This window comes from Pinisolibacter aquiterrae, assembly GCF_019160155.1.
Classification (GTDB): domain Bacteria; phylum Pseudomonadota; class Alphaproteobacteria; order Rhizobiales; family Ancalomicrobiaceae; genus Pinisolibacter; species Pinisolibacter aquiterrae.
Genome location: NZ_JAFNIH010000061.1, coordinates 287,101 through 304,643 on the forward strand (window position 1 = coordinate 287,101; position 17,543 = coordinate 304,643).

Consider the following 17,543-nt stretch of genomic DNA (forward strand, 5'->3'; position numbering starts at 1 on the left):
AGGGAGGAAAGATGGACCTGATCTTCGGAGTTCCTGCACCGCTCCTCCTGGGTCAATTGATCCTGGGCCTGGTCAACGGGGCGACCTACGCGATCCTGAGTCTCGGGCTGGCGGTGATTTTCGGCATGCTGAACGTCATCAACTTCGCGCACGGCGCACAATACATGCTGGGCGCCTTCACCGCCTGGATGATGGCCAATTGGCTGGGTCTGGGCTTCTGGTACGCCCTGTTTCTCGCGCCGCTGGTGGTGGGAGCCGCCGGCATCGTGCTCGAACGGGTCTTCCTGCGCCACCTCTACGACAAGGATCACCTGTTCGGTCTCCTGTTCACCTTCGGTGCCGCGATGGTGGTGGAGGGGCTGTTTCGCTACCAGTTCGGATCGACCGGGCAGCGATATGCCAATCCGCTTCCGGGCGGCCTGCAGTTGGGTTTCATGTTCCTGCCCTATTACCGCGCCCTCGTGGTGCCGGCCGCACTCGTCGTCTGTTTCGGCACGTGGTTCGTGATCGAGCGCACCCAGCTCGGCGCCTATCTGCGTGCCGCGACCGAAGATCCCGTTCTGGTTCGGGCCTTCGGCATCAACGTTCCGGTGCTCATCACCCTCACCTATGGCTTCGGCGTCGCACTGGCCGCGCTGGCGGGGGTCATGGCCGCGCCGATCCAGAACGTCAGCCCCCTGATGGGGGCGAACGTCATCATCGCGGTCTTCGCGGTGGTGGTGATCGGCGGGTTGAACTCGATCATGGGAGCGATCGTCACCGGCTTCTCCCTGGGCGTGATCGAGGGGTTGGCCAAGGTGTTCCTCCCCGAGACGTCCGACACCGTCATCTTCGTCATCATGGCCATCGTGCTGTTCCTGCGCCCGGCCGGTCTCTTCGGACAGGAGAAATAGCCCATGCTGTGGCGGCCCAATTCGACCCTCGTCGGAACGGCGGTGCTGGTGATCGCGCTAGCCGCGCCGAGCTTCGTCTATCCGGTTCTGCTGATGAAGGTGCTGTGCTTCGCCCTCTTCGCCAGCGCCTTCAACCTGCTCCTCGGCTTCACCGGCATCCTGTCCTTCGGCCATGCGATGTTCTTCGGTGGGGCCGCCTATGCCTCGGCCTACACGATCAAGGTCATGGGATGGCCGACCGAATTGGGCATCCTCGCCGGCACGGCCGTCGCGGCGACGCTGGGCCTCGTGGTCGGCCAGCTGTGCATTCGGCGCAAGGGCATCTATATGACGATGATCACGCTTGCCTTCGCCCAGATGACGTACTTCTTCGTCATGCGCGCGCCCTTCAGCGGAGGTGAAGACGGACTGCAATACGTCCCACGCCGGGCCGTCCTGGGCGTGATCGACATCACCGACGAGCGGGCGCTCTACTATGTCGTTCTGGCGATCTTCCTCGCCTGTTTCGCGTTGATCCATCGCACCATCCACTCGCCCTTCGGCCAGGTGCTGAAGGCGATCCGCGACAACGAACCGAGAGCGATCAGCCTCGGATTCGACGTGGATCGTTACAAGCTCCTCGCCTTCGTCCTGTCGGCGGGCCTCTCGGGCGTGGCGGGTGCGACCAAGGCGGTCGTGTTTCAGATGGCGAGCATCACGGACCTGCATTGGGGTACGTCGGGCGAAGTCATCCTCATGACGCTGGTCGGGGGCATCGGCACGCTCTTCGGCCCACTGGTCGGCGCCGCCTTCATCGTGGGCATGCAGAACCGCCTCGCCGGCCTCGGCGAATGGGTGATGGTGACCCAGGGCCTGATCTTCATGACCCTCGTCATGGTCCTGCGGACCGGGATCGTCGGTCTGCTCTCCGATCTCCGCGCGAGGATTTCGCGACGGCGGACGGTCTGACCACACGCCCGCCGGTCGGGGTCGCCGTCGGCGGAACGGCATCCCTCCCGAGATAGGCGTGTCGGCGTTCGCCTTCGCCGACGGATCGGTGGCCGGAGAAGGTATCGACGCGGCCGACGCTCGCCGACGCGCCGCGGCGGGATTTCGGAAACCGACCTGGGCAGACCACGCGGGCGCGACCCGACGACGGGGAGGACGACGTGAGCAGACCGCGCATCGCCATTCTCGACGATTATCAGGGGCTCGCCCTGACGCTCGCCGACTGGTCCGCTCTCGAGGGGCGGGCCGAACTGGAGGTCTTCCGCGAGAACCTCGGTCCCCTCGACGAGGCCGCCGAAACGCTTCTGGGGTTCGACGTGCTCTGCCTGATGCGGGAGCGGCAGGCGTTGCCCGCGGCTTTGATCGACCGTCTTCCCCGATTGAAATGCGTGGTGACCACCGGCGTCTGGAACGCCGCCATCGACCTCGACGCCGCCGAGCGCCGCGGCATCGCGGTCTTAGGCACACCGAACGGGCGCGGCCAGCGGGCCACGGCGGAATTGACCTGGGGATTGATCCTGGCGTCGGTACGCAACATTCCTGCGCAGGATGCCGGGATGCGCGCCGGTTCCTGGGCGGGTCCGCCGGGACGGCTGCTGGACGGATCGGTGCTGGGGCTGATCGGTTTCGGAACCATCGCGGCGATGGTGGCGGATTACGCCCATGCCTTCGGGATGCGGGTGCTCGCCGCCAGCCGCAGCGTCGCCGCCGCCGACATGCCCGCCCACGTCGCCGCGACGGATCGCGACGCGCTGCTGCGGACGGCCGACGTCGTCTCGCTCCACGTCCGCTCGAGCCCGGAGAACCGGGGTCTGATCGGTGTCCGGGAACTGGCCGCGATGAAGCGGGACGCGCTCCTCGTCAACACGTCGCGCGCATCGCTCGTCGATCACGCCGCCCTGGCGGACGCCCTGCGCGAGGGAACGATCGGCGGCGCCGCGCTCGACGTCTGGGATCGGGAACCGCTGCCGGTCGACCACCCCCTGCGGAGGGCCGGTCCGAACCTGCTCCTGTCGCCGCACATGGGCTACGTGGCGCGAGAGACCATGGCCGATTTCCACGCCTGGACCCGCGACGCGGTCCTGGCCTGGTTGGACGGACGATGCCTCGGGAACCTCCTCCGCCCGGGATGGGCCGCCCGTCCCTCTTGACGCGCGACGCGGTCGGATAAATACTACTCAGTATCATGAAGGATCGCCGAAGCATGACCACTCGTTCCTCCCCATCGCCCGTGTCCGCGTCGACGGCCGGAGATCTCGACGGTCTGCGATCCGATGTGCGGGCCTTTCTCGCCGCCGAGCTCGCCGAACGCAGTCCGGCGGCACGCGCCGAATCCTGGACGGCCCACGACGAGGATTTCAGCCGCAAATTGGGCGCCAGAGGCTGGCTGGGCATGGTATGGCCGAAGCGGTACGGCGGGGGAGAGCGCTCCATGGCCGAACGCTATGTGGTGCTCGAGGAGTTGCTCGCCGCCGGCGCCCCCGTCATGGCCCATTGGGTCGCCGACCGGCAGAGCGGCCCGCTCCTGCTGCGTTACGGATCCGAAGAGCAGCGCCGCACCATCCTGCCTCGGATCGCCGCCGGCGAATGCTATTTCTGCATCGGGATGAGCGAGCCGGATGCCGGCTCCGACCTCGCCGGCGTACGGTGCCGGGCCCGCCGGGTCGAGGGCGGCTGGGTCATCGACGGCACCAAGCTCTGGACCACGAACGCCCATCGCTCCAACTACATGATTCTGTTCTGCCGGACCGGCGGCGCCGAAGCCGGCAATCGTCACGGCGGAATGAGCCAGTTCCTGGTCGACATGACCACACCCGGCCTCACCGTCCGCCCGGTGTTGTCGCTGGCCGGAGATCATCACTTCAACGAGGTGACCCTGACCGAGGTCTTCGTGCCCGCCGATGCCCTGCTCGGCCGGGAGGGCGACGGCTGGGCCCAAGTAACGAGCGAACTGGCGCTCGAACGCAGTGGGCCCGAACGGTTCCTGTCCTCGTTCCAGGCCGTGGTCGAACTGTCTCGGGGCCTGCGCGGCGCGATCGACCGGGCCGGCGCCGCCGCCCTCGGCCGGATCGCCGCCCATCTGGTGACGTTGCGCCACATGTCGCAGGGCGTCTCGCGCCTGATCGATCAGGGGCGCGATCCGACGATCGAGGCGGCCTTGGTGAAGGACCTCGGTGCCGTACTCGAACAGGAGATCCCCGACGTCGTGCGGCTGATCCTCGGGGTCGAGGCGCGTCGGGCCGACCCGGCCCTCGCCGGGTGCCTCGCCACGACCATCATGTCCGCCCCGTCGTTCTCTTTGCGCGGAGGAACGCGCGAGATCCTGCGGGGCATCGTCGCGCGGGGCCTGGGGCTGCGCTGAGCCGGTCCGACCGATGAAACGACGCTTCGGCATCGAAGGAGGAAATCATGACCCGTCCCGTGCGGATCGAACGCGACGGCTTCGTCGCGACGATCACCATCGATCGCCCCGAGACCCGCAACGCCATATCGGACGACGATGTGATCGACGGCCTGATCGCCGCGGTCGAAGACGTCGACGCCGACCCCGACCTCCGCGTCGCGATCCTGACGGGTGCCGGCAGCAGCTTCTCTTCGGGCGGCAATCTGAAGAAGATGCTCGAAGACGACATGGCCGGAATGCCGCCGCCCCGCACCCGGCAGAGTTACCGACGTGGGATCCAGCGGATCCCGCGGGCCTTCGAGGCGGTCGAGATCCCGCTCATCGCGGCGGTGAACGGCCCGGCCATCGGCGCGGGTTGCGACCTCGCCTGCATGTGCGACATTCGCATCGCCGCGGAGAGCGCCCGTTTCGCCGAGAGCTTCGTGAAGATCGGCATCGTTCCGGGAGACGGTGGCGCCTTCCTGCTGCAGCGGGTCGTGGGCCACGCCCGCGCGGCCGAGATGGCCTTGACCGGCGACACGCTCTCCGCCGCCGAGGCTCTGGCGATCGGCCTCGTCTCGCGCGTCGTGCCGGACGGCGAACTGCTCGCCGCCGCCCGTGGCATCGCCGACCGGATCGCCGCCAATCCGCCGATCGCCGTGAGGATGACCAAGCGGCTCCTGAGGGAGGCCCGGCTCGGCACTCTGGACGGTGTCCTCGATCACTCGGCCTCGCTGCAGGCCGTCGCCCACACCACTCGGGACCATGCCGAGGCGGTGGCCGCCTTCGCCGAGCGTCGCGCTCCCCGCTTCACCGGCGCTTGACCCACTTTCCGAAAGCCCCGCCCCGATGTCACAGGAAATCGCACCGACCCGCAGCCTCCTCGACGAGGCCGATATCGTTCCCCTGGCCATGGCTCTGGTTCAGATCACCGGCGACCTCTCGCTCCTGGACGAGATCGCGCCGCACGTCTCCGGCCCCTGGGACTATTCGCAGACGATCCCTCCCGACCTCGCCGTCCGCATCCGCGACCGGCTGGCGGCCGAGCTCGCCCGCCCGGACCGACCCGCCGCCCTGGCCGAGCCCGACCCCGCGCTCCTCCAGCACATGCTCGGCGTCGCGGTCGGCGGCGAGGTCGGTCCGGAATATGTCCCTATGCTGACCGAGCAGGTCGGATTCTCCGGCGCCGACGCCTGGGCGAAGCCCGCGACGGTGGCTCCCCTCGACGGGATGAGCGCCATCATCGTCGGGGCCGGCGTTTCCGGGATCTGCGCCGCCGTCCGTCTGAAGGAAAAGGGCGTGCCTTGCACTCTCTTCGAGAAGAACGAAGACGTCGGCGGCACATGGTTCGAAAACCGTTACCCGGGTTGTGCCGTCGACACGCCGAACCACTTCTACCAATTCTCCTTCGCACCGAACAACGACTGGCCGAGATATTTCTCGGGCCGGGACGAGATCCGCAAATACGTCGCCCGGGTGACGGACTGGTTCGGCATCCGCCCGCTGATCCGCTTCCGAACCGAAGTGGTCTCTGCCCGTTTCGACCCGACCCGCGACCTGTGGATCGTGACCGCGAAGGGTCCCGACGGCACGACCGTCCACGAAGCGCGGATTCTCGTCACCGCCGTCGGCCAACTGAATCGTCCCGCGGTCCCCCGGATTCCCGGGATCGAGACCTTCGCCGGCCCCGTGGTGCATACGGCCGCTTGGAACGAGACCACCGATCCGCGCGGCAGACGGGTCGGTTTGATCGGTACGGGAGCGAGTGCGGTCCAGGTGGGGCCGGGCATCGTCGACGACGTCGCCTCGCTCCACGTCTTCCAACGCTCCGGCGGCTGGGTGGTCCGCAGCCCCAATGCCCTCCGCAAGATGGGACCGGGAAAGCACTGGGCCCTGAACTCCGTGCCGTTCTATGCCGGCTGGTATCGCTTCCAACTCTTCTGGGGCTTCGGCGACGGGCTCTTTCCCGCTCTTCGCATCGACCCGGATTGGCAGGGCGGCAGCGAGTCCGTCAACGCCCTGAACGCGCGGCTGCGTGCGGCGATGTTGCGGTATTTCGAAAAGCGCCTCGAGACTCGTCCCGATCTCCTCGCCAAGGTGGTGCCCGACTATCCGCCCTACGGCAAACGGGTCCTGGCCGACGCGGGCTGGTTCGACATGCTCCTGCGCGATCACGTGGAACTGGTCACGGATCCGATCGCGGAGATCGTGCCGCACGGCGTCCGTCTTTCCGACGGCCGCACCATCGAACTCGACATGCTGGTTCTGGCCACCGGCTTTCAGGCCTCGAAGATGCTGTGGCCGATGGAGATCACCGGCACGGGCGGAAAGACCATTCGGGAGCTGTGGGGCGACGACGATCCGCGCGCCCATCTCGGGACCACGGTCGAGGGGTTTCCCAACTTCTTCGTCCTCTACGGGCCGAATACCGGATTGGGTCACGGCGGCAGTGTGACCTTCCTCGCCGAATGCCAGATCAACTACGTCTCGGGCTGCCTCGACATGATGCGGGAGGCGGGCGCGACCCGGCTCGAGCTGCGCGACGGTGTGCAGAGCGACTACAACGCCCGAATGGACCGCGAATTGCTCCACTTCGTCTGGAGTCATCCCAGCGTGCGCTCGTGGTACCGCAACGGCAGCGGGCGCATCACCATCAACCAGCCCTGGCGGCTGGTGGACTACTGGAACATGACCCGTAGACCGGAGCCGTCGGACTATCGTCTCGGGCGGGCCACGGGGTGAGATGAGACCGGCTCCGAGGCCCGGGCAGACATCGGACGGTGGATCGATTACGACACCTTCGACCGGCCTCACTCGACGCATGGCGGGCTACGCCCGTCGAAGTCCACGAGGAGGCCGGCGACGTCGGACCGGCGCCGTGACGGACCCCGGGCCCGAGCCTACGAACGTCGCCGATCGGTCGAGCCCGGCGCGCGCCCCTCGGACGACGGGGCACCGCCGCGCCGGATGGGACTACGGCCCGATGGTGACGAAGTGGGTGTCGAGACAGGCGGCGATCGCCTCCGAACCACTTCGGTGCCGTGGCCGCTGTTCCGGATGCCGCCGAACGGGACCTCGGGCAGCGCCAGTCCCAGGTGGTTGATGCTGAGCATCCCGGCCGCGATGCCGTTCGCCAGCTTCGCCACGGTCGCCTGCGCCTCGGCACAGTCTTGACCTGCTGCCCGTTTTTCCAGCCATCCGGAACTGGACATTTCCAGTTTTGGATCGGGTCGGAAGACGGGGCACGACGATGAAGAAGTAGAGGTTCACGGAAGCGCAGGTGGCCTTCGTCCTACACCACCCCAGGGGACGTCACCCGATCGACCGTTGCTCACCCGGCGCATCAGCGCCAAACTCACCCGAGGTCTCTGGCCTCAGATGGATGAGAGACGGGGCTCACAGCAAGCAGGCCCGACCCCTCTGAGGCCGTCCTCACCCCGTCAGGCAAGACCCTGCGCGATCACGCCGTCATGCTTCTTCAGGAATGCCCGCAGGCGTTCGCCATAGTCCGGCACGACCGCCCGTCTGACCGAGGGGCGCTCAGCGAGTGCCTTCCGCCAGGCCTGCACCTTCGGCAGGCGATCGAACACGCCGAGGTCGGCGATCTGATCGAACACGTCGAAGTAGCGGAAGACCGGCGCGAACACGGCATCGACGACCGAGAAGTGTCCGCCGGCGAAGAACGGGCCTGCGCCCAACTGCGCCTCGATCCGCGCGAACTTCTCCATGAGGAGCGCGACTTTCTGGTCGAAGATCGGGCGGTCCTTCGTGGTCTCGATCACCCAGATGTCCGCGAGGATCGAGGAGCCGAACTCCATCCAGGCGCGGTGCCGGGCCTTGACGAGCGGATCAGCGGGGTGGAGCGCGGGCACCCGGACCTCCTCCAGGTACTCGACGATGACGGCGCTTTCGAACAGCACGTCGTCGCCGACCTTGAGAAGCGGCACCTTGCCGAGAGGCGAGATCGCCTCGAACCAGTCGGGCTTGGCCGCCAGGTCGACGTCGATGCGCTCGAAGGGAACACCCTTCTCGCGGAGCACGATCGCGGCCCGCTGGACATAGGGGCAGAGGTCGAATGAGACGAGGGTAAGGGCTTGGGTCATCAGGCTTCTCCCCAGACATAGACCAGACTGTCGCTCTCGACGCGCGTCGAAAGCGTCAGCAGGCGCGCGTCCTTCGGCGCGGGACCGTCGATCCGCCGGCCGCTCGCCATGTCAAAGCGGGCCTGGTGCCACGGACAGACGAAGGCGCCGTCCTTGCATTCCAGCGGACCGCCGAAGTGGAGGCAGACATTGGCGACGGCGCGCGGCCTGCCCTCCGCGAGAAAGACATGCAGGTCCCGGCCGAAGAAGGGGACGATGACCGAACCCTCCTTCGGAATGTCCTCGAGCTTGATCAGTTCGTGCTTCATGACGTCCTCATTCAGGCGGCCTGGGTCGAGATGAACGGGAGCGGCCTGGAGCGCTGGAGCGCGAAGGCTCCTTCGCCGAGCAGGACTTGGACGAGGGCGAGCAGCGCCAGATAAAGCGGATATTCCCAGCCGCCGTTCGGGTAGCCGAACATCCACCCGTTGCCTGCATGCGCCCAGGTGGCGCCGAGCAGGATGGGCAAGAGGATCAGCGACACCCAGCGGACCTGCACGCCGAGAACGAGCAGAGCGCCGCCGATCGCCTCCAGCACGAAGACGACATAGGCAGACCGGGCCGGCAGGCCGATCGAAGTGAAGAACCGCGCGGTGCCCGGCAGCGTGAACACGAAGAGCTTCAGGATGAGACTGTGGGCGAGGAACATCGCGCCGAGTGCGATGCGAAGGAGGAAGGCGGCGAGGTCGGTGGAGGTTGGGATCATCGAGGTTCTCTCCAGACGGATTAAATGCATATGCATCGATATAAATGCACATGCATCCACATGTCAAGCTTGATGCAGATGCATGAAGTGGTATGCTCTGCCTATGGTCATTTCCCCCTCTGAAAACCACATCCGCGCCTGGGCCCGTCTGGTGAAGGCGTCGCAGCGCGTGCTCGGCGCGATCGAGGCCGACCTCAAGGCGGCCGGCTTCCCGCCGCTCGGTTGGTACGACGTCCTGCTCGAGCTCAAGCGCTCGGACGACGGACGGCTCAGGCCGCTCGAGATCGAGGGCCGCCTGCTGATCGCCCAGCACAATGTCTCGCGGTTGATCGACCGGCTCGAGAAAGGCGGCTATGTCGCGCGCGAGCCTTGCGAGGAGGACGGCCGCGGCCAAGTCGTCGCGATCACAGAGGACGGGCGCGACCTGCTGAACAGGATGTGGCCCGTCTATAGGGCTGCCATTCAGAAGCACGTCGCGGCAAAGCTCGATGACGACGAAGCGGCCAGCCTCGCGGATCTGCTCGCGCGGTTGATGGCATGAGCGGGCGGGCGTTCTCTTCGCCGTCGGCAAGCCTCAGGGCCTGCGCACCTTGCGGTCTGTGCCGGTGACGCCGAAGCGGGATCGCCGCTTTGGCGTGACCAGTTCGGCTGGTCCGGCGAAGCCGTCGATGATCGGGCAATCCGGCCGGTCGTCGCCGTGGCAATGCTCCGCCAGATGCCGCAACGTGTCGCTCATCGCCTTGAGCGCCCGCGCCTTCTCTTCCAGCACCGCGATCTGCTCGAGCGCGATCGCCTTGACATGGGCGCTGGCGCGGCTGCGGTCCCGCCACAGCGCCAGCAAGGTCTCCATCTGCTCAACCGAGAAGCCGAGATCCCGCGCCCGGCTGATGAAGCGAAGCGTGTGGACGTCGTTGTCCGAGTAGACGCGGTAGCCGGACCCGGTGCGGAGCGGCGGCGCGATGAGCCCGATGGCTTCGTAATAGCGGATCATCTTGACCGAGACGCCGCTGGCCTTCGAGGCTTCTCCGATATTCATGACGCGCTCCGTGCGGGGACGAGGGGGGTAAGGGTCGGGGCCGGCTGGACGCCACCTCCGGTACTGGGGCCGAGCGGCGGCGCGAAACCGCGCAGCCGCAAGGCATTGGCGAGAACGAAGACGCTGGAGAGCGCCATCGCGCCGGCGGCAATCACCGGCGACAGCAGCATCCCGTTCACGGGATAGAGCAGCCCCGCGGCGACCGGAATCAGCGTGACATTGTAGGCGAAGGCCCAGAACAGGTTCTGGCGGATGTTGCGGATCGTCGCCCTGGAGAGCGCAATGGCGGTGACGACGCCCCGCAAGTCGCCGGACATCAGCACCACGTCGGCGCTCTCGATGGCGATCTCGGTGCCGGTACCGACGGCGATGCCGACATCGGCCTCGGCGAGCGCCGGCGCATCGTTGATGCCGTCACCGACGAAAGCCACCTGCCGGCCTCCTGCCCGGAGCGACCGGATTGCCGCGACCTTGCCGCCGGGCAGCACCTCGGCGACGATCTCGTCGATGCCCAGCCGCTCGGCGACGGCACGCGCGGTTCGGCGGTTGTCGCCTGTGATCATCGCCACGCCGAGGCCCTGCGCGTGCAGCGCCGCGATGGCTTCGGCGGAGGTGTCCTTGATCGGGTCGGAGATCGCGATGATCGCGGCGAGCCGTCCGTCGACGGCGGCGTAGAGGGGCGACTTGCCCTCGTCGCCGAGGCGTCCGGCGATCTCCGCGAAGCCCGACACGTCGATGCCGGCGCGGGTCATGGCGCGGTCGGCGCCGACGCCGACCGAGACGCCGTCGACCTCGCCGGAGACGCCGAATCCCGGCTCCGCCAGGAAGGATGTCACGGGCCGCAGCCTGTCAGACGGGACAGCGGCGACGATCGCCTCGGCGATCGGGTGCTCGGACTTGGTCTCGAGACTGGCGACCAGCGCCAGCACATCGTCGCGGTCGAAGCCGTCGCGGGCGAGGAAATCGGTGAGCGCCGGCCGACCCTCCGTCAGGGTCCCGGTCTTGTCGAGCGCGACGACCTCGGCCGAGCGGAGCGACTGCAGCGCGTCGCCCTTGCGGAACAGCACGCCCAAATCCGCCGCCCGGCCGGTGCCGACCATGATCGAGGTCGGGGTCGCGAGGCCCATGGCGCAGGGGCAGGCGATGATCAGCACGGCAACGGCGTTGACGAGCGCGAAGGTCAGCGCCGGCGACGGCCCGAAGGCATACCAGGCGGCGAAGGTGAGCACCGCGGCGGCGACCACCGCCGGCACGAACCACGCGGTCACCTTGTCGACGGCGGCCTGGATCGGCAGCTTGCCGCCCTGCGCGGCCTCGACCATGCGGATGATCTGCGCCAACACGGTGTCGGCCCCCACCTTGGCGGCGGTGAAGGTCAGGGCGCCGGTGCGGTTGATGGTGCCGCCCACGACTTCGTCGCCGGCGCGCTTGCGGACCGGCAGGGGTTCGCCGGAGATCATGGATTCGTCGACATGCGAGTCGCCCGACGACACCAATCCGTCGACCGGGATGCGGTCGCCCGGACGGATCTCGATCGCGTCGCCGACGACGACCTCCTCGACCGGCACCTCGACCGTCCCGCCGTCCCGCACCACGCGCGCGGTCTTCGGCTGCAGCCCGATCAGGCGCCTGATCGCCTGGCTGGTCCGTCCCTTGGCGCGGCTCTCGAGATAGCGGCCGGTGAGGATCAGCGCGACGATCACCGCGGCCGCCTCGTAGTAGACATGGGCGGTTCCCGGCGGCAGGAGGGAGGGCGCGAAGGTGGCGACCACCGAATAGCCCCAGGCGGCGCTGGTGCCGAGCACCACGAGAGAGTTCATGTCGGGGGCGAGCCGCAACAGGTTCGGGATGCCCTTCCGGAAGAAGCGCAGGCCCGGGCCGAACAGCACGATCGTGGCGAGCGCGAACTGGATGAGGAGATTGGTCCGCATCCCCAGCGTGGCCATGATCCAGTGGTGGAACGCAGGCACGTAGTGCGAGCCCATCTCCATCGCGAAGAGCGGCAGGGTCAGGACGGCGGCGAGCGCGAGCGCGTTGCGCAGGTGCCGGGTCTCGGCCTCCCGCCGGTTCTCGCCGTCCTCGCTCGCCTCCGGCGTGGCCGACCGGACCACGTCATACCCGGCCGCCCGGACCGCCGCCTCGAGCGCCGCGCGGGGGACCACACCCTTGACGACCGCGATGGTCGCCGTCTCGGTCGCCAGGTTGACGGCGGCCGAGACCACGCCGGGAACGGCGGCGAGCGCCTTCTCGATGCGCGCCACGCAGGAGGCGCAGGTCATACCCGCGATCCGCAGCGTGAGGGTATCCCGGCCGACGCCGTAGCCCGCCTGCCCGATGGCGGCGACGAGCGCGGCCGGGTCGGGTGTGCCGGCGAAGGCGACCGTGGCGCGTTCCGTCGCGAGGTTGACGCCGGCCGAGGCCACGCCCGGCACCGCGCGGAGAGCCTTCTCGACGCGGCCGACGCAGGAGGAGCAGGTCATGCCCTCGATCTGAATCGAGAGCGGCGGAACGGCGGAGCGGGTCGCATCCGGGTGGGAGAGGTCGGTGGTCCGGGTCATGTCGGCAGTCCTTCTGGTGAAGCTGCCTCCCGAGATGATCCCTCCCACAGTGGGAAGGTCAATAGGGATCGCACAGACATAAAATGCCTCGCCAGGCCTTGACCCTCCCATCGTTGGAGACCCCACCTTCGCCCATGTCCACCCGAGAAGGAGACCGACGATGTACACATTCGACGTGAACGACATGACCTGCGGCCACTGCGTCCAGACGATCGAGACGGCGGTGAAGGGCGTCGACGGCGCGGCGGCCGTGACGATCGACCTGACCGACCACGCGGTGAAGATCGCGAGCGCCGAGCCGGCATCGAGCTTCGCCGACGCGATCAAGGATGCGGGCTACACGCCGCAGCTTCGCGCCTGAGGATCTCTCGGGCGAAATCGAGATGGGGCGCTGTGAGGCGCCGCTCTCGAACTCGAGCAGCCGCTTTTCGCTCAGGTTGTTTCAACCTGAGCGGCGGGTGCTCCAGGTGCCCCGATCCGGCGCCCATGGGTCGCCGGAGGGATCGCCGCCCAGCCGCTCCGCGAGAAAGTCGAGGAACAGGCGCAGTCGGTTGGGCACATGGCGTCGGTGCGGGTAGAGCGCGAACACGCCGAGGTGTCCCCAGTCCAGATCATCGAGGACGGGTACAAGCCGGCCTTGGCGGATGTCCGAGCCGCAGATGAATGTCGGGAGCCACGTGACGCCGAGCCCGGCGAGCGCGGCCACGCGCAGGGCTTCCGCGCTCGATGACAGAAGTCGGGGCGCGGCACGAACCCGGCCCGAAGCGCCTTCCGTGCGCCATGGCCAGTCGAGGCGCGGCATAGGCTGGGAAAAGCAGAGCGCAGGCAGGCGCTCGAGCCTCTCAGGCTTGTCCGGACAGCCGTGCCGGGACAGGAAGTCCGGGCTGGCGACGACGTGGAATCGGGTCGAGGCCAGACGTCGTCCGATCAGGGCCGTATCCAGCGCGACGGCAACGCGGATGCCGAGGTCGAACCCCTCCTGCACGAGGTCCACGATGCGGTTGCTGAAGTCGGCCGTAACCGCGATGCCGGGATACTGCACCATGAAGGCGGCGATCAGCGATGCGAGATGTCCCTGTCCCAGTTCGACGGGAGCCGTCACCCGCAAGGTCCCGCGCGGCTCGCTGTTCTCCGCGCCAACTGTGCCCTCGGCGTCCTCCACCGCCTCGAGGATCGCGGTCGCTCGCTCCAGATAGAGCTGTCCCTCCGGCGTCGGGCGCACGGAGCGGGTCGTCCGGTCGAACAGCCGCGCGCCCGTTCGTTCCTCGAGATGCGCGATGTGCTTGGCCGCCATGGAGGGCGAGATCCCGCAGGCGCGCGCGGCCGCGCTGAATCCTCCGAGTTCGGCAACGCAGACGAAAACCCTCATGCTGCTCAACGTGTCCATGGCCCGATCTCACACTCTGGGTACGAGGCGATCCTACCACGTCGCGCGTTCTCGCACCCGCTTCGTTGCCGTATCTCCGGGGGTGCGGCTGCCGTGGCCGCAAGACGAGAGAGAGAGACCATGACCACGCTGCTGCAGTTCGACTTCGCCTTCAACGGCCCATGGGGCGCCGATCTCGAACGGGCCTGCCATGACCTGGCGGCCGATATCGCGGCCCAGGACGGGCTGATCTGGAAGCTCTGGGGCGAGAATCCTGACGCCGGCCGCGCGGGCGGCGTCTACCTCTTCAAGACGCCCGAAGCGGCCGACGCGTATGTGGCGAAACACCGCCCCCGCCTCGCCGCCTTCGGCGTGACTGATCCCGGTGTGTCGCGGTTCACCCTCAATCTTCCCCTGTCCCGCGCCACGCGCGCTCCGCTCTGAGGAACTTCGCGATGTACACCACCCTGGCGGAAGTCGAATACGAGGACCTCGCACGCTTCCTGTCGGTCTTCGCCACCGAGGGCCGGTCGAAGCGGGCGGCCCATGGCAGCCTCGGCGCCGAGGTGCTCTCGACCGAGGACGGTTCGAACCGGGTGATCGTGCTGATCGACTGGCGGGACGAGGAGGTCTATCGCGACTTCCTTGCCGACCCCACGGTGCCGCCGACGATGGCCCGGGGTGGCGCAAAAGGCCGCCCGAAATTCACGCCGGTCAGCCGAGTTGGCCGCTTTGCCGCCTGACCGGCGGGTCGCGGTCCGAAGACCGTGCGGCGGCTGGAATCCGTTCTTGCCGCTGCTCTCGAACTCGTGTCGTGAGGGGGCACCTGCCTCGAGCTCTGAGCATGGTGGCTCGTCGTGTTTGCCCACCTGTCGGGTCATCGTCAGACCCGCCTTTCCGGAAGGCGGAATGTCGGTGATTGGTCCTGTGACGCCAAATGCAGACTGGCAACGATCGACCCCACTTCGGACGTTCGGTTCATCCGATTGGAACGGAAACGATGCGCCCAATATGGTCGGTCGGCAGATCGGTTCTGGCTTCCGAAAGCGGACCGCGTTTCGAAACTTGCGACGGCTGTCGCGAACTCCTCTGGAGATCCCGAACTAGTCGATCGGCTGACCATGTATCTTATGGAAAGAGAGCTTGTCCCAGTAGCCACGTTGGAAAGCGATCCGTTCGTTGCGCACGGTGAAGACCCGCAGCCTCGAAAACCCAACGGATCACGCCATTCCAGAGGGGACGTCACCCCCCCCCCCGCCGGGGCGGCCGTGACGCGCTCCGGCGCTCCGGCCACTCATGGGTTCGGTCCCTCACCCGGAGCAAGACCAGCCGGCGCGGCCGTTTCGGTGAAGCGCCCCGGATCTCGGGACCCGCGCCTCACGCGGCGCTTCGATCGAGAGCGGCATCTCCACCCCAGCCGCCTCGGCATCACCCGGTCGGGGTCCTGCCCACGATGGAGCTCGTCAGCGGTCGACCTCGGGGCCGATCCGGTCGGCGAGGAAGGCGAAATGCTCGGAATTCGCCAGGACGAGTTCGCGCAGATGCGCGGCGACGCGGCCGTTGTGGTTGCGCCGCCAGACCAGCGACAACGGCGAGGGTGAACGCCCCTGGACGACGCGGCGCTCGACGAGGCGGCCGGCGCGGACGTGTTCACGCGCCATCGTCGTCGGCAGAAAGCCGACGCCGACGCCGGAGATGTGGGCGACGAGCTTGGTCCGCAGGTCGGGCACGAGCATCTCCTTCTGCCCGGCGAGGCGCCATGCGACGCGCTTGACCAGTCGGGTCGCGGTATCCTCCACATTGACTGCCGGAAAACGCCGCAGTTCGTCGTTGGACAGGGGTTCGGAGTGGCCGGCGAGCGGATGATCCGGGGCGATGACGAAGACCCAGTGGATCGCGCCCAACGGATGGGTCTCGAAGTCGTCGTTGATGGTGTGGAAGCCCGGCGCCCCGAGCGCCATGTGGACGCCGTTGTGCAGCAGTTCGTCCCAGACCCCCATGTAGACGGCGCTTCGGATCTCGATCTCGGTGTGCGGAAAGGATCGGTTCAAGTGAGCGAGGAGCCGGGCCGTCGCGTCCGAATCGTAGAGCAGGTTGTTGATCACCAGCGTGAAGCGCGGCTCGACGTTCTCGCCGACCTGGCGCAGTTCGTCGGGCAGGCCCTGCAGCCATTCGAAGATCTGGCCGGCCTTGTCGAGCAGCACGTGGCCCGCCGGCGTCAGCGTGACGTTGCGGGTGGTGCGGACGAAGAGCGGCGTGCCGATGCCGTCCTCCAGCGTCTTGATGCGGTAGCTCACCGCCGAGGTCGTGCGATGAAGCTCCTGGGCGGCGGCCGAGAAGCTCTTCAGACGCGCCACCGCGACGAAGGTGCGGACGGCTTCGAGATCGAGATTGGGAAGGCGCGTTTCCATCGCGGAGACTCGATTGGAGGCGCCCCGGCGTTCCGAACGGGGCGCGAGAGGCGAAGAGCGGACCGCGACCAACCTAGCTCGGCGGTCGCGAACCGGCAAAGCGCGCCGAGGGTGCGTGCGTCCGCTCCGCCGTCTCAGGTTGCCGCGGCATCGGCCTCCCCCGACGCGAGGATCGCCGCGGCGGCGGCGACCATGCCGGCGAGGCCGTCCCAACCCGAAGTGTGGCCGATCGTCTCCACCCGGTCGAGCAGGGCGTCGGACACGTCTCCGGCGGCGAGGCGATCGAGCAGATCGACCAACCGCGCCGCCATCTCGCCCTCGGCCGAATGGGCGAGATGGGCGGCGGCGATCGCGTTGGTCGCCGTCGCGGCCATGGGCACGATCCCACCGGCCACCCTGTCGGCGAGGTCGCCGCGCCCGAGCCGGCGCAGGGCGACGAGGAAGCCGGCGAGGAAGTCGTCGCCGGACGGCGTCAGACCCGGGCCGAGGCCGACCAGCCGCGAGGCGTCCGGCACGGGTTCCCCCCCTCCCGCTCGCGCCCAGGCGGTGAAGGCGGCGATCGCGGCCGCCGCCGGCGCCAGGAACGGGTCGAGGCGCGCAGTCGACGGCGTCTCGCCCCGGCAGAGATCGGCGACGAGGACGCCGAGGCCGACCGGCGAGCGCCTCTCGGCCGCCGCCGCCAGCCGGTCGAGACCACGGGCCAGCGCCTGCGTCGACAGAGGCCCGGGTCGCGGTGCCCGCCAGGGGGCGAGACCGGCGAAGTCGAAGACGGTTCCGCCGACGCGCAGCCGGGCGCCGCGCACCTCCACCACACTCCCGATGGCGACGTCGGCGGTGAGCTCCCGTCCGTCGTCGACGTCGGCGAGGAGATGCGTCGGGCCGGGACCGAAGTCGGTCGGCCCGACGCAGACGAGACCGCCGCCGAAGTCGAGATAGTAGCTGCGGGCGAAGACGGCGATCACGCGCCCTCGCCCACCCGGCGCGAGGACGCGGGCGGCGGCGGCGCCGATCGTCGTCACGGGTCTCGTCCGCATCGCGCGCTCGTCGGCTCCTCGACCATC

At 68.2% G+C, this 17,543-nt stretch carries 18 protein-coding genes and 1 pseudogene; 10 read left to right on the plus strand and 9 right to left on the minus strand.

Annotated elements, in window-relative coordinates; translation table 11 throughout:
* Window positions 1–11 precede the first annotated feature (11 nt).
* The 6 genes from J3S89_RS22795 to J3S89_RS22820 all read left to right on the plus strand — a co-directional run bounded on the left by J3S89_RS22795 (window position 12) and on the right by J3S89_RS22820 (window position 7,005).
* Window positions 12–893: a branched-chain amino acid ABC transporter permease gene (locus tag J3S89_RS22795; RefSeq protein WP_217931853.1), complete on the plus strand. Its 882-nt coding sequence runs from the start codon at window positions 12–14 to the stop codon at window positions 891–893.
* A 3-nt stretch (window positions 894–896) separates the two neighbouring features.
* On the plus strand, window positions 897–1,841 hold the full coding sequence (locus J3S89_RS22800) for a branched-chain amino acid ABC transporter permease (protein WP_217931855.1): 945 nt from the start codon (window positions 897–899) through the stop codon (window positions 1,839–1,841).
* Between the two features lie 200 nt (window positions 1,842–2,041).
* The gene (locus J3S89_RS22805) at window positions 2,042–3,031 is read left to right on the plus strand and encodes a D-2-hydroxyacid dehydrogenase family protein (RefSeq protein ID WP_217931857.1); all 990 of its coding nucleotides are present in this window, start codon (window positions 2,042–2,044) and stop codon (window positions 3,029–3,031) included.
* Window positions 3,032–3,084: 53 nt separating this feature from the next.
* Window positions 3,085–4,242, plus strand: coding sequence for an acyl-CoA dehydrogenase family protein (locus tag J3S89_RS22810; protein ID WP_217931859.1), 1,158 nt, complete (start codon window positions 3,085–3,087; stop codon window positions 4,240–4,242).
* A 47-nt stretch (window positions 4,243–4,289) separates the two neighbouring features.
* Window positions 4,290–5,087: a crotonase/enoyl-CoA hydratase family protein gene (locus tag J3S89_RS22815; RefSeq protein ID WP_217931861.1), complete on the plus strand. Its 798-nt coding sequence runs from the start codon at window positions 4,290–4,292 to the stop codon at window positions 5,085–5,087.
* A gap of 25 nt (window positions 5,088–5,112) precedes the next feature.
* Window positions 5,113–7,005, plus strand: coding sequence for a flavin-containing monooxygenase (locus J3S89_RS22820; protein WP_217931863.1), 1,893 nt, complete (start codon window positions 5,113–5,115; stop codon window positions 7,003–7,005).
* A gap of 231 nt (window positions 7,006–7,236) precedes the next feature.
* Here J3S89_RS22820 and J3S89_RS23305 read toward each other — a convergent pair.
* From J3S89_RS23305 to J3S89_RS22835, 4 genes and pseudogenes are all read right to left on the minus strand, one after another.
* Window positions 7,237–7,412: pseudogene (locus J3S89_RS23305) on the minus strand (aldehyde dehydrogenase family protein); the annotation flags it as partial.
* A gap of 291 nt (window positions 7,413–7,703) precedes the next feature.
* Window positions 7,704–8,366, minus strand: coding sequence for a glutathione S-transferase family protein (locus J3S89_RS22825; RefSeq protein ID WP_217931865.1), 663 nt, complete (start codon window positions 8,364–8,366; stop codon window positions 7,704–7,706).
* Entirely contained in the window at window positions 8,366–8,674 is a 309-nt protein-coding gene (locus tag J3S89_RS22830) for a Rieske (2Fe-2S) protein (RefSeq protein WP_217931867.1), read from the minus strand. Before J3S89_RS22830 ends, J3S89_RS22825 begins: the two co-directional genes overlap by 1 nt.
* 11 nt (window positions 8,675–8,685) lie before the next feature.
* Window positions 8,686–9,111 carry a DoxX family protein gene (locus tag J3S89_RS22835; protein WP_217931868.1) on the minus strand — a complete coding sequence of 142 codons (426 nt, stop codon included), beginning with the start codon at window positions 9,109–9,111 and terminating at the stop codon, window positions 8,686–8,688.
* Between the two features lie 82 nt (window positions 9,112–9,193).
* On the opposite strand from J3S89_RS22835, the gene J3S89_RS22840 reads away from it, so the two are divergent.
* Window positions 9,194–9,652, plus strand: coding sequence for a MarR family winged helix-turn-helix transcriptional regulator (locus J3S89_RS22840; protein WP_230489004.1), 459 nt, complete (start codon window positions 9,194–9,196; stop codon window positions 9,650–9,652).
* 33 nt (window positions 9,653–9,685) lie between these two features.
* Here J3S89_RS22840 and cueR read toward each other — a convergent pair whose 3' ends face one another.
* Both cueR and J3S89_RS22850 read right to left on the minus strand, forming a co-directional pair.
* The gene (gene cueR / locus J3S89_RS22845) at window positions 9,686–10,147 is read right to left on the minus strand and encodes a Cu(I)-responsive transcriptional regulator (RefSeq protein WP_217931869.1); all 462 of its coding nucleotides are present in this window, start codon (window positions 10,145–10,147) and stop codon (window positions 9,686–9,688) included.
* Window positions 10,144–12,627, minus strand: coding sequence for a heavy metal translocating P-type ATPase (locus tag J3S89_RS22850; protein ID WP_217931933.1), 2,484 nt, complete (start codon window positions 12,625–12,627; stop codon window positions 10,144–10,146). The genes cueR and J3S89_RS22850 overlap by 4 nt, the downstream gene beginning before the upstream one ends.
* A gap of 238 nt (window positions 12,628–12,865) precedes the next feature.
* Here J3S89_RS22850 and J3S89_RS22855 point away from each other — a divergent pair, with 238 nt between their 5' ends.
* Window positions 12,866–13,066: a heavy-metal-associated domain-containing protein gene (locus J3S89_RS22855; RefSeq protein ID WP_217931871.1), complete on the plus strand. Its 201-nt coding sequence runs from the start codon at window positions 12,866–12,868 to the stop codon at window positions 13,064–13,066.
* Between the two features lie 81 nt (window positions 13,067–13,147).
* On the opposite strand, the gene J3S89_RS22860 is transcribed toward J3S89_RS22855, so the two are convergent.
* Window positions 13,148–14,092, minus strand: coding sequence for a LysR family transcriptional regulator (locus J3S89_RS22860; RefSeq protein ID WP_217931873.1), 945 nt, complete (start codon window positions 14,090–14,092; stop codon window positions 13,148–13,150).
* A 120-nt stretch (window positions 14,093–14,212) separates the two neighbouring features.
* On the opposite strand from J3S89_RS22860, the gene J3S89_RS22865 reads away from it, so the two are divergent.
* Both J3S89_RS22865 and J3S89_RS22870 read left to right on the plus strand, forming a co-directional pair.
* Entirely contained in the window at window positions 14,213–14,515 is a 303-nt protein-coding gene (locus J3S89_RS22865; protein WP_217931875.1) for a monooxygenase, read from the plus strand.
* Window positions 14,516–14,526: 11 nt separating this feature from the next.
* The gene (locus tag J3S89_RS22870) at window positions 14,527–14,814 is read left to right on the plus strand and encodes an antibiotic biosynthesis monooxygenase (protein WP_217931877.1); all 288 of its coding nucleotides are present in this window, start codon (window positions 14,527–14,529) and stop codon (window positions 14,812–14,814) included.
* A gap of 720 nt (window positions 14,815–15,534) precedes the next feature.
* On the opposite strand, the gene allS is transcribed toward J3S89_RS22870, so the two are convergent.
* Together allS and J3S89_RS22880 are read right to left on the minus strand one after the other, a co-directional pair.
* A complete protein-coding gene (gene allS, locus J3S89_RS22875) occupies window positions 15,535–16,482 on the minus strand; it encodes an HTH-type transcriptional activator AllS (RefSeq protein WP_217931879.1) in 948 nt (315 codons plus the stop codon).
* 134 nt (window positions 16,483–16,616) lie between these two features.
* Entirely contained in the window at window positions 16,617–17,516 is a 900-nt protein-coding gene (locus J3S89_RS22880) for an oxamate carbamoyltransferase subunit AllH family protein (protein ID WP_217931881.1), read from the minus strand.
* Window positions 17,517–17,543: the final 27 nt, after the last annotated feature.

Coding starts and splice junctions, on each gene's coding strand:
- J3S89_RS22795 (WP_217931853.1), top strand. CDS start 12: ATGGACCTGATCTTCGGAGTTCCTGCACCGCTCCTCCTGGGTCAATTG.
- J3S89_RS22800 (WP_217931855.1), top strand. CDS start 897: ATGCTGTGGCGGCCCAATTCGACCCTCGTCGGAACGGCGGTGCTGGTG.
- J3S89_RS22810 (WP_217931859.1), top strand. CDS start 3,085: ATGACCACTCGTTCCTCCCCATCGCCCGTGTCCGCGTCGACGGCCGGA.
- J3S89_RS22815 (WP_217931861.1), top strand. CDS start 4,290: ATGACCCGTCCCGTGCGGATCGAACGCGACGGCTTCGTCGCGACGATC.
- J3S89_RS22820 (WP_217931863.1), top strand. CDS start 5,113: ATGTCACAGGAAATCGCACCGACCCGCAGCCTCCTCGACGAGGCCGAT.
- J3S89_RS22825 (WP_217931865.1), bottom strand. CDS start 8,366: ATGACCCAAGCCCTTACCCTCGTCTCATTCGACCTCTGCCCCTATGTC.
- J3S89_RS22830 (WP_217931867.1), bottom strand. CDS start 8,674: ATGAAGCACGAACTGATCAAGCTCGAGGACATTCCGAAGGAGGGTTCG.
- J3S89_RS22835 (WP_217931868.1), bottom strand. CDS start 9,111: ATGATCCCAACCTCCACCGACCTCGCCGCCTTCCTCCTTCGCATCGCA.
- J3S89_RS22840 (WP_230489004.1), top strand. CDS start 9,194: ATGAAGTGGTATGCTCTGCCTATGGTCATTTCCCCCTCTGAAAACCAC.
- cueR (WP_217931869.1), bottom strand. CDS start 10,147: ATGAATATCGGAGAAGCCTCGAAGGCCAGCGGCGTCTCGGTCAAGATG.
- J3S89_RS22850 (WP_217931933.1), bottom strand. CDS start 12,627: ATGACCTGCTCCTCCTGCGTCGGCCGCGTCGAGAAGGCTCTCCGCGCG.
- J3S89_RS22855 (WP_217931871.1), top strand. CDS start 12,866: ATGTACACATTCGACGTGAACGACATGACCTGCGGCCACTGCGTCCAG.
- J3S89_RS22860 (WP_217931873.1), bottom strand. CDS start 14,092: ATGGACACGTTGAGCAGCATGAGGGTTTTCGTCTGCGTTGCCGAACTC.
- J3S89_RS22865 (WP_217931875.1), top strand. CDS start 14,213: ATGACCACGCTGCTGCAGTTCGACTTCGCCTTCAACGGCCCATGGGGC.
- J3S89_RS22870 (WP_217931877.1), top strand. CDS start 14,527: ATGTACACCACCCTGGCGGAAGTCGAATACGAGGACCTCGCACGCTTC.
- allS (WP_217931879.1), bottom strand. CDS start 16,482: ATGGAAACGCGCCTTCCCAATCTCGATCTCGAAGCCGTCCGCACCTTC.
- J3S89_RS22880 (WP_217931881.1), bottom strand. CDS start 17,516: ATGCGGACGAGACCCGTGACGACGATCGGCGCCGCCGCCGCCCGCGTC.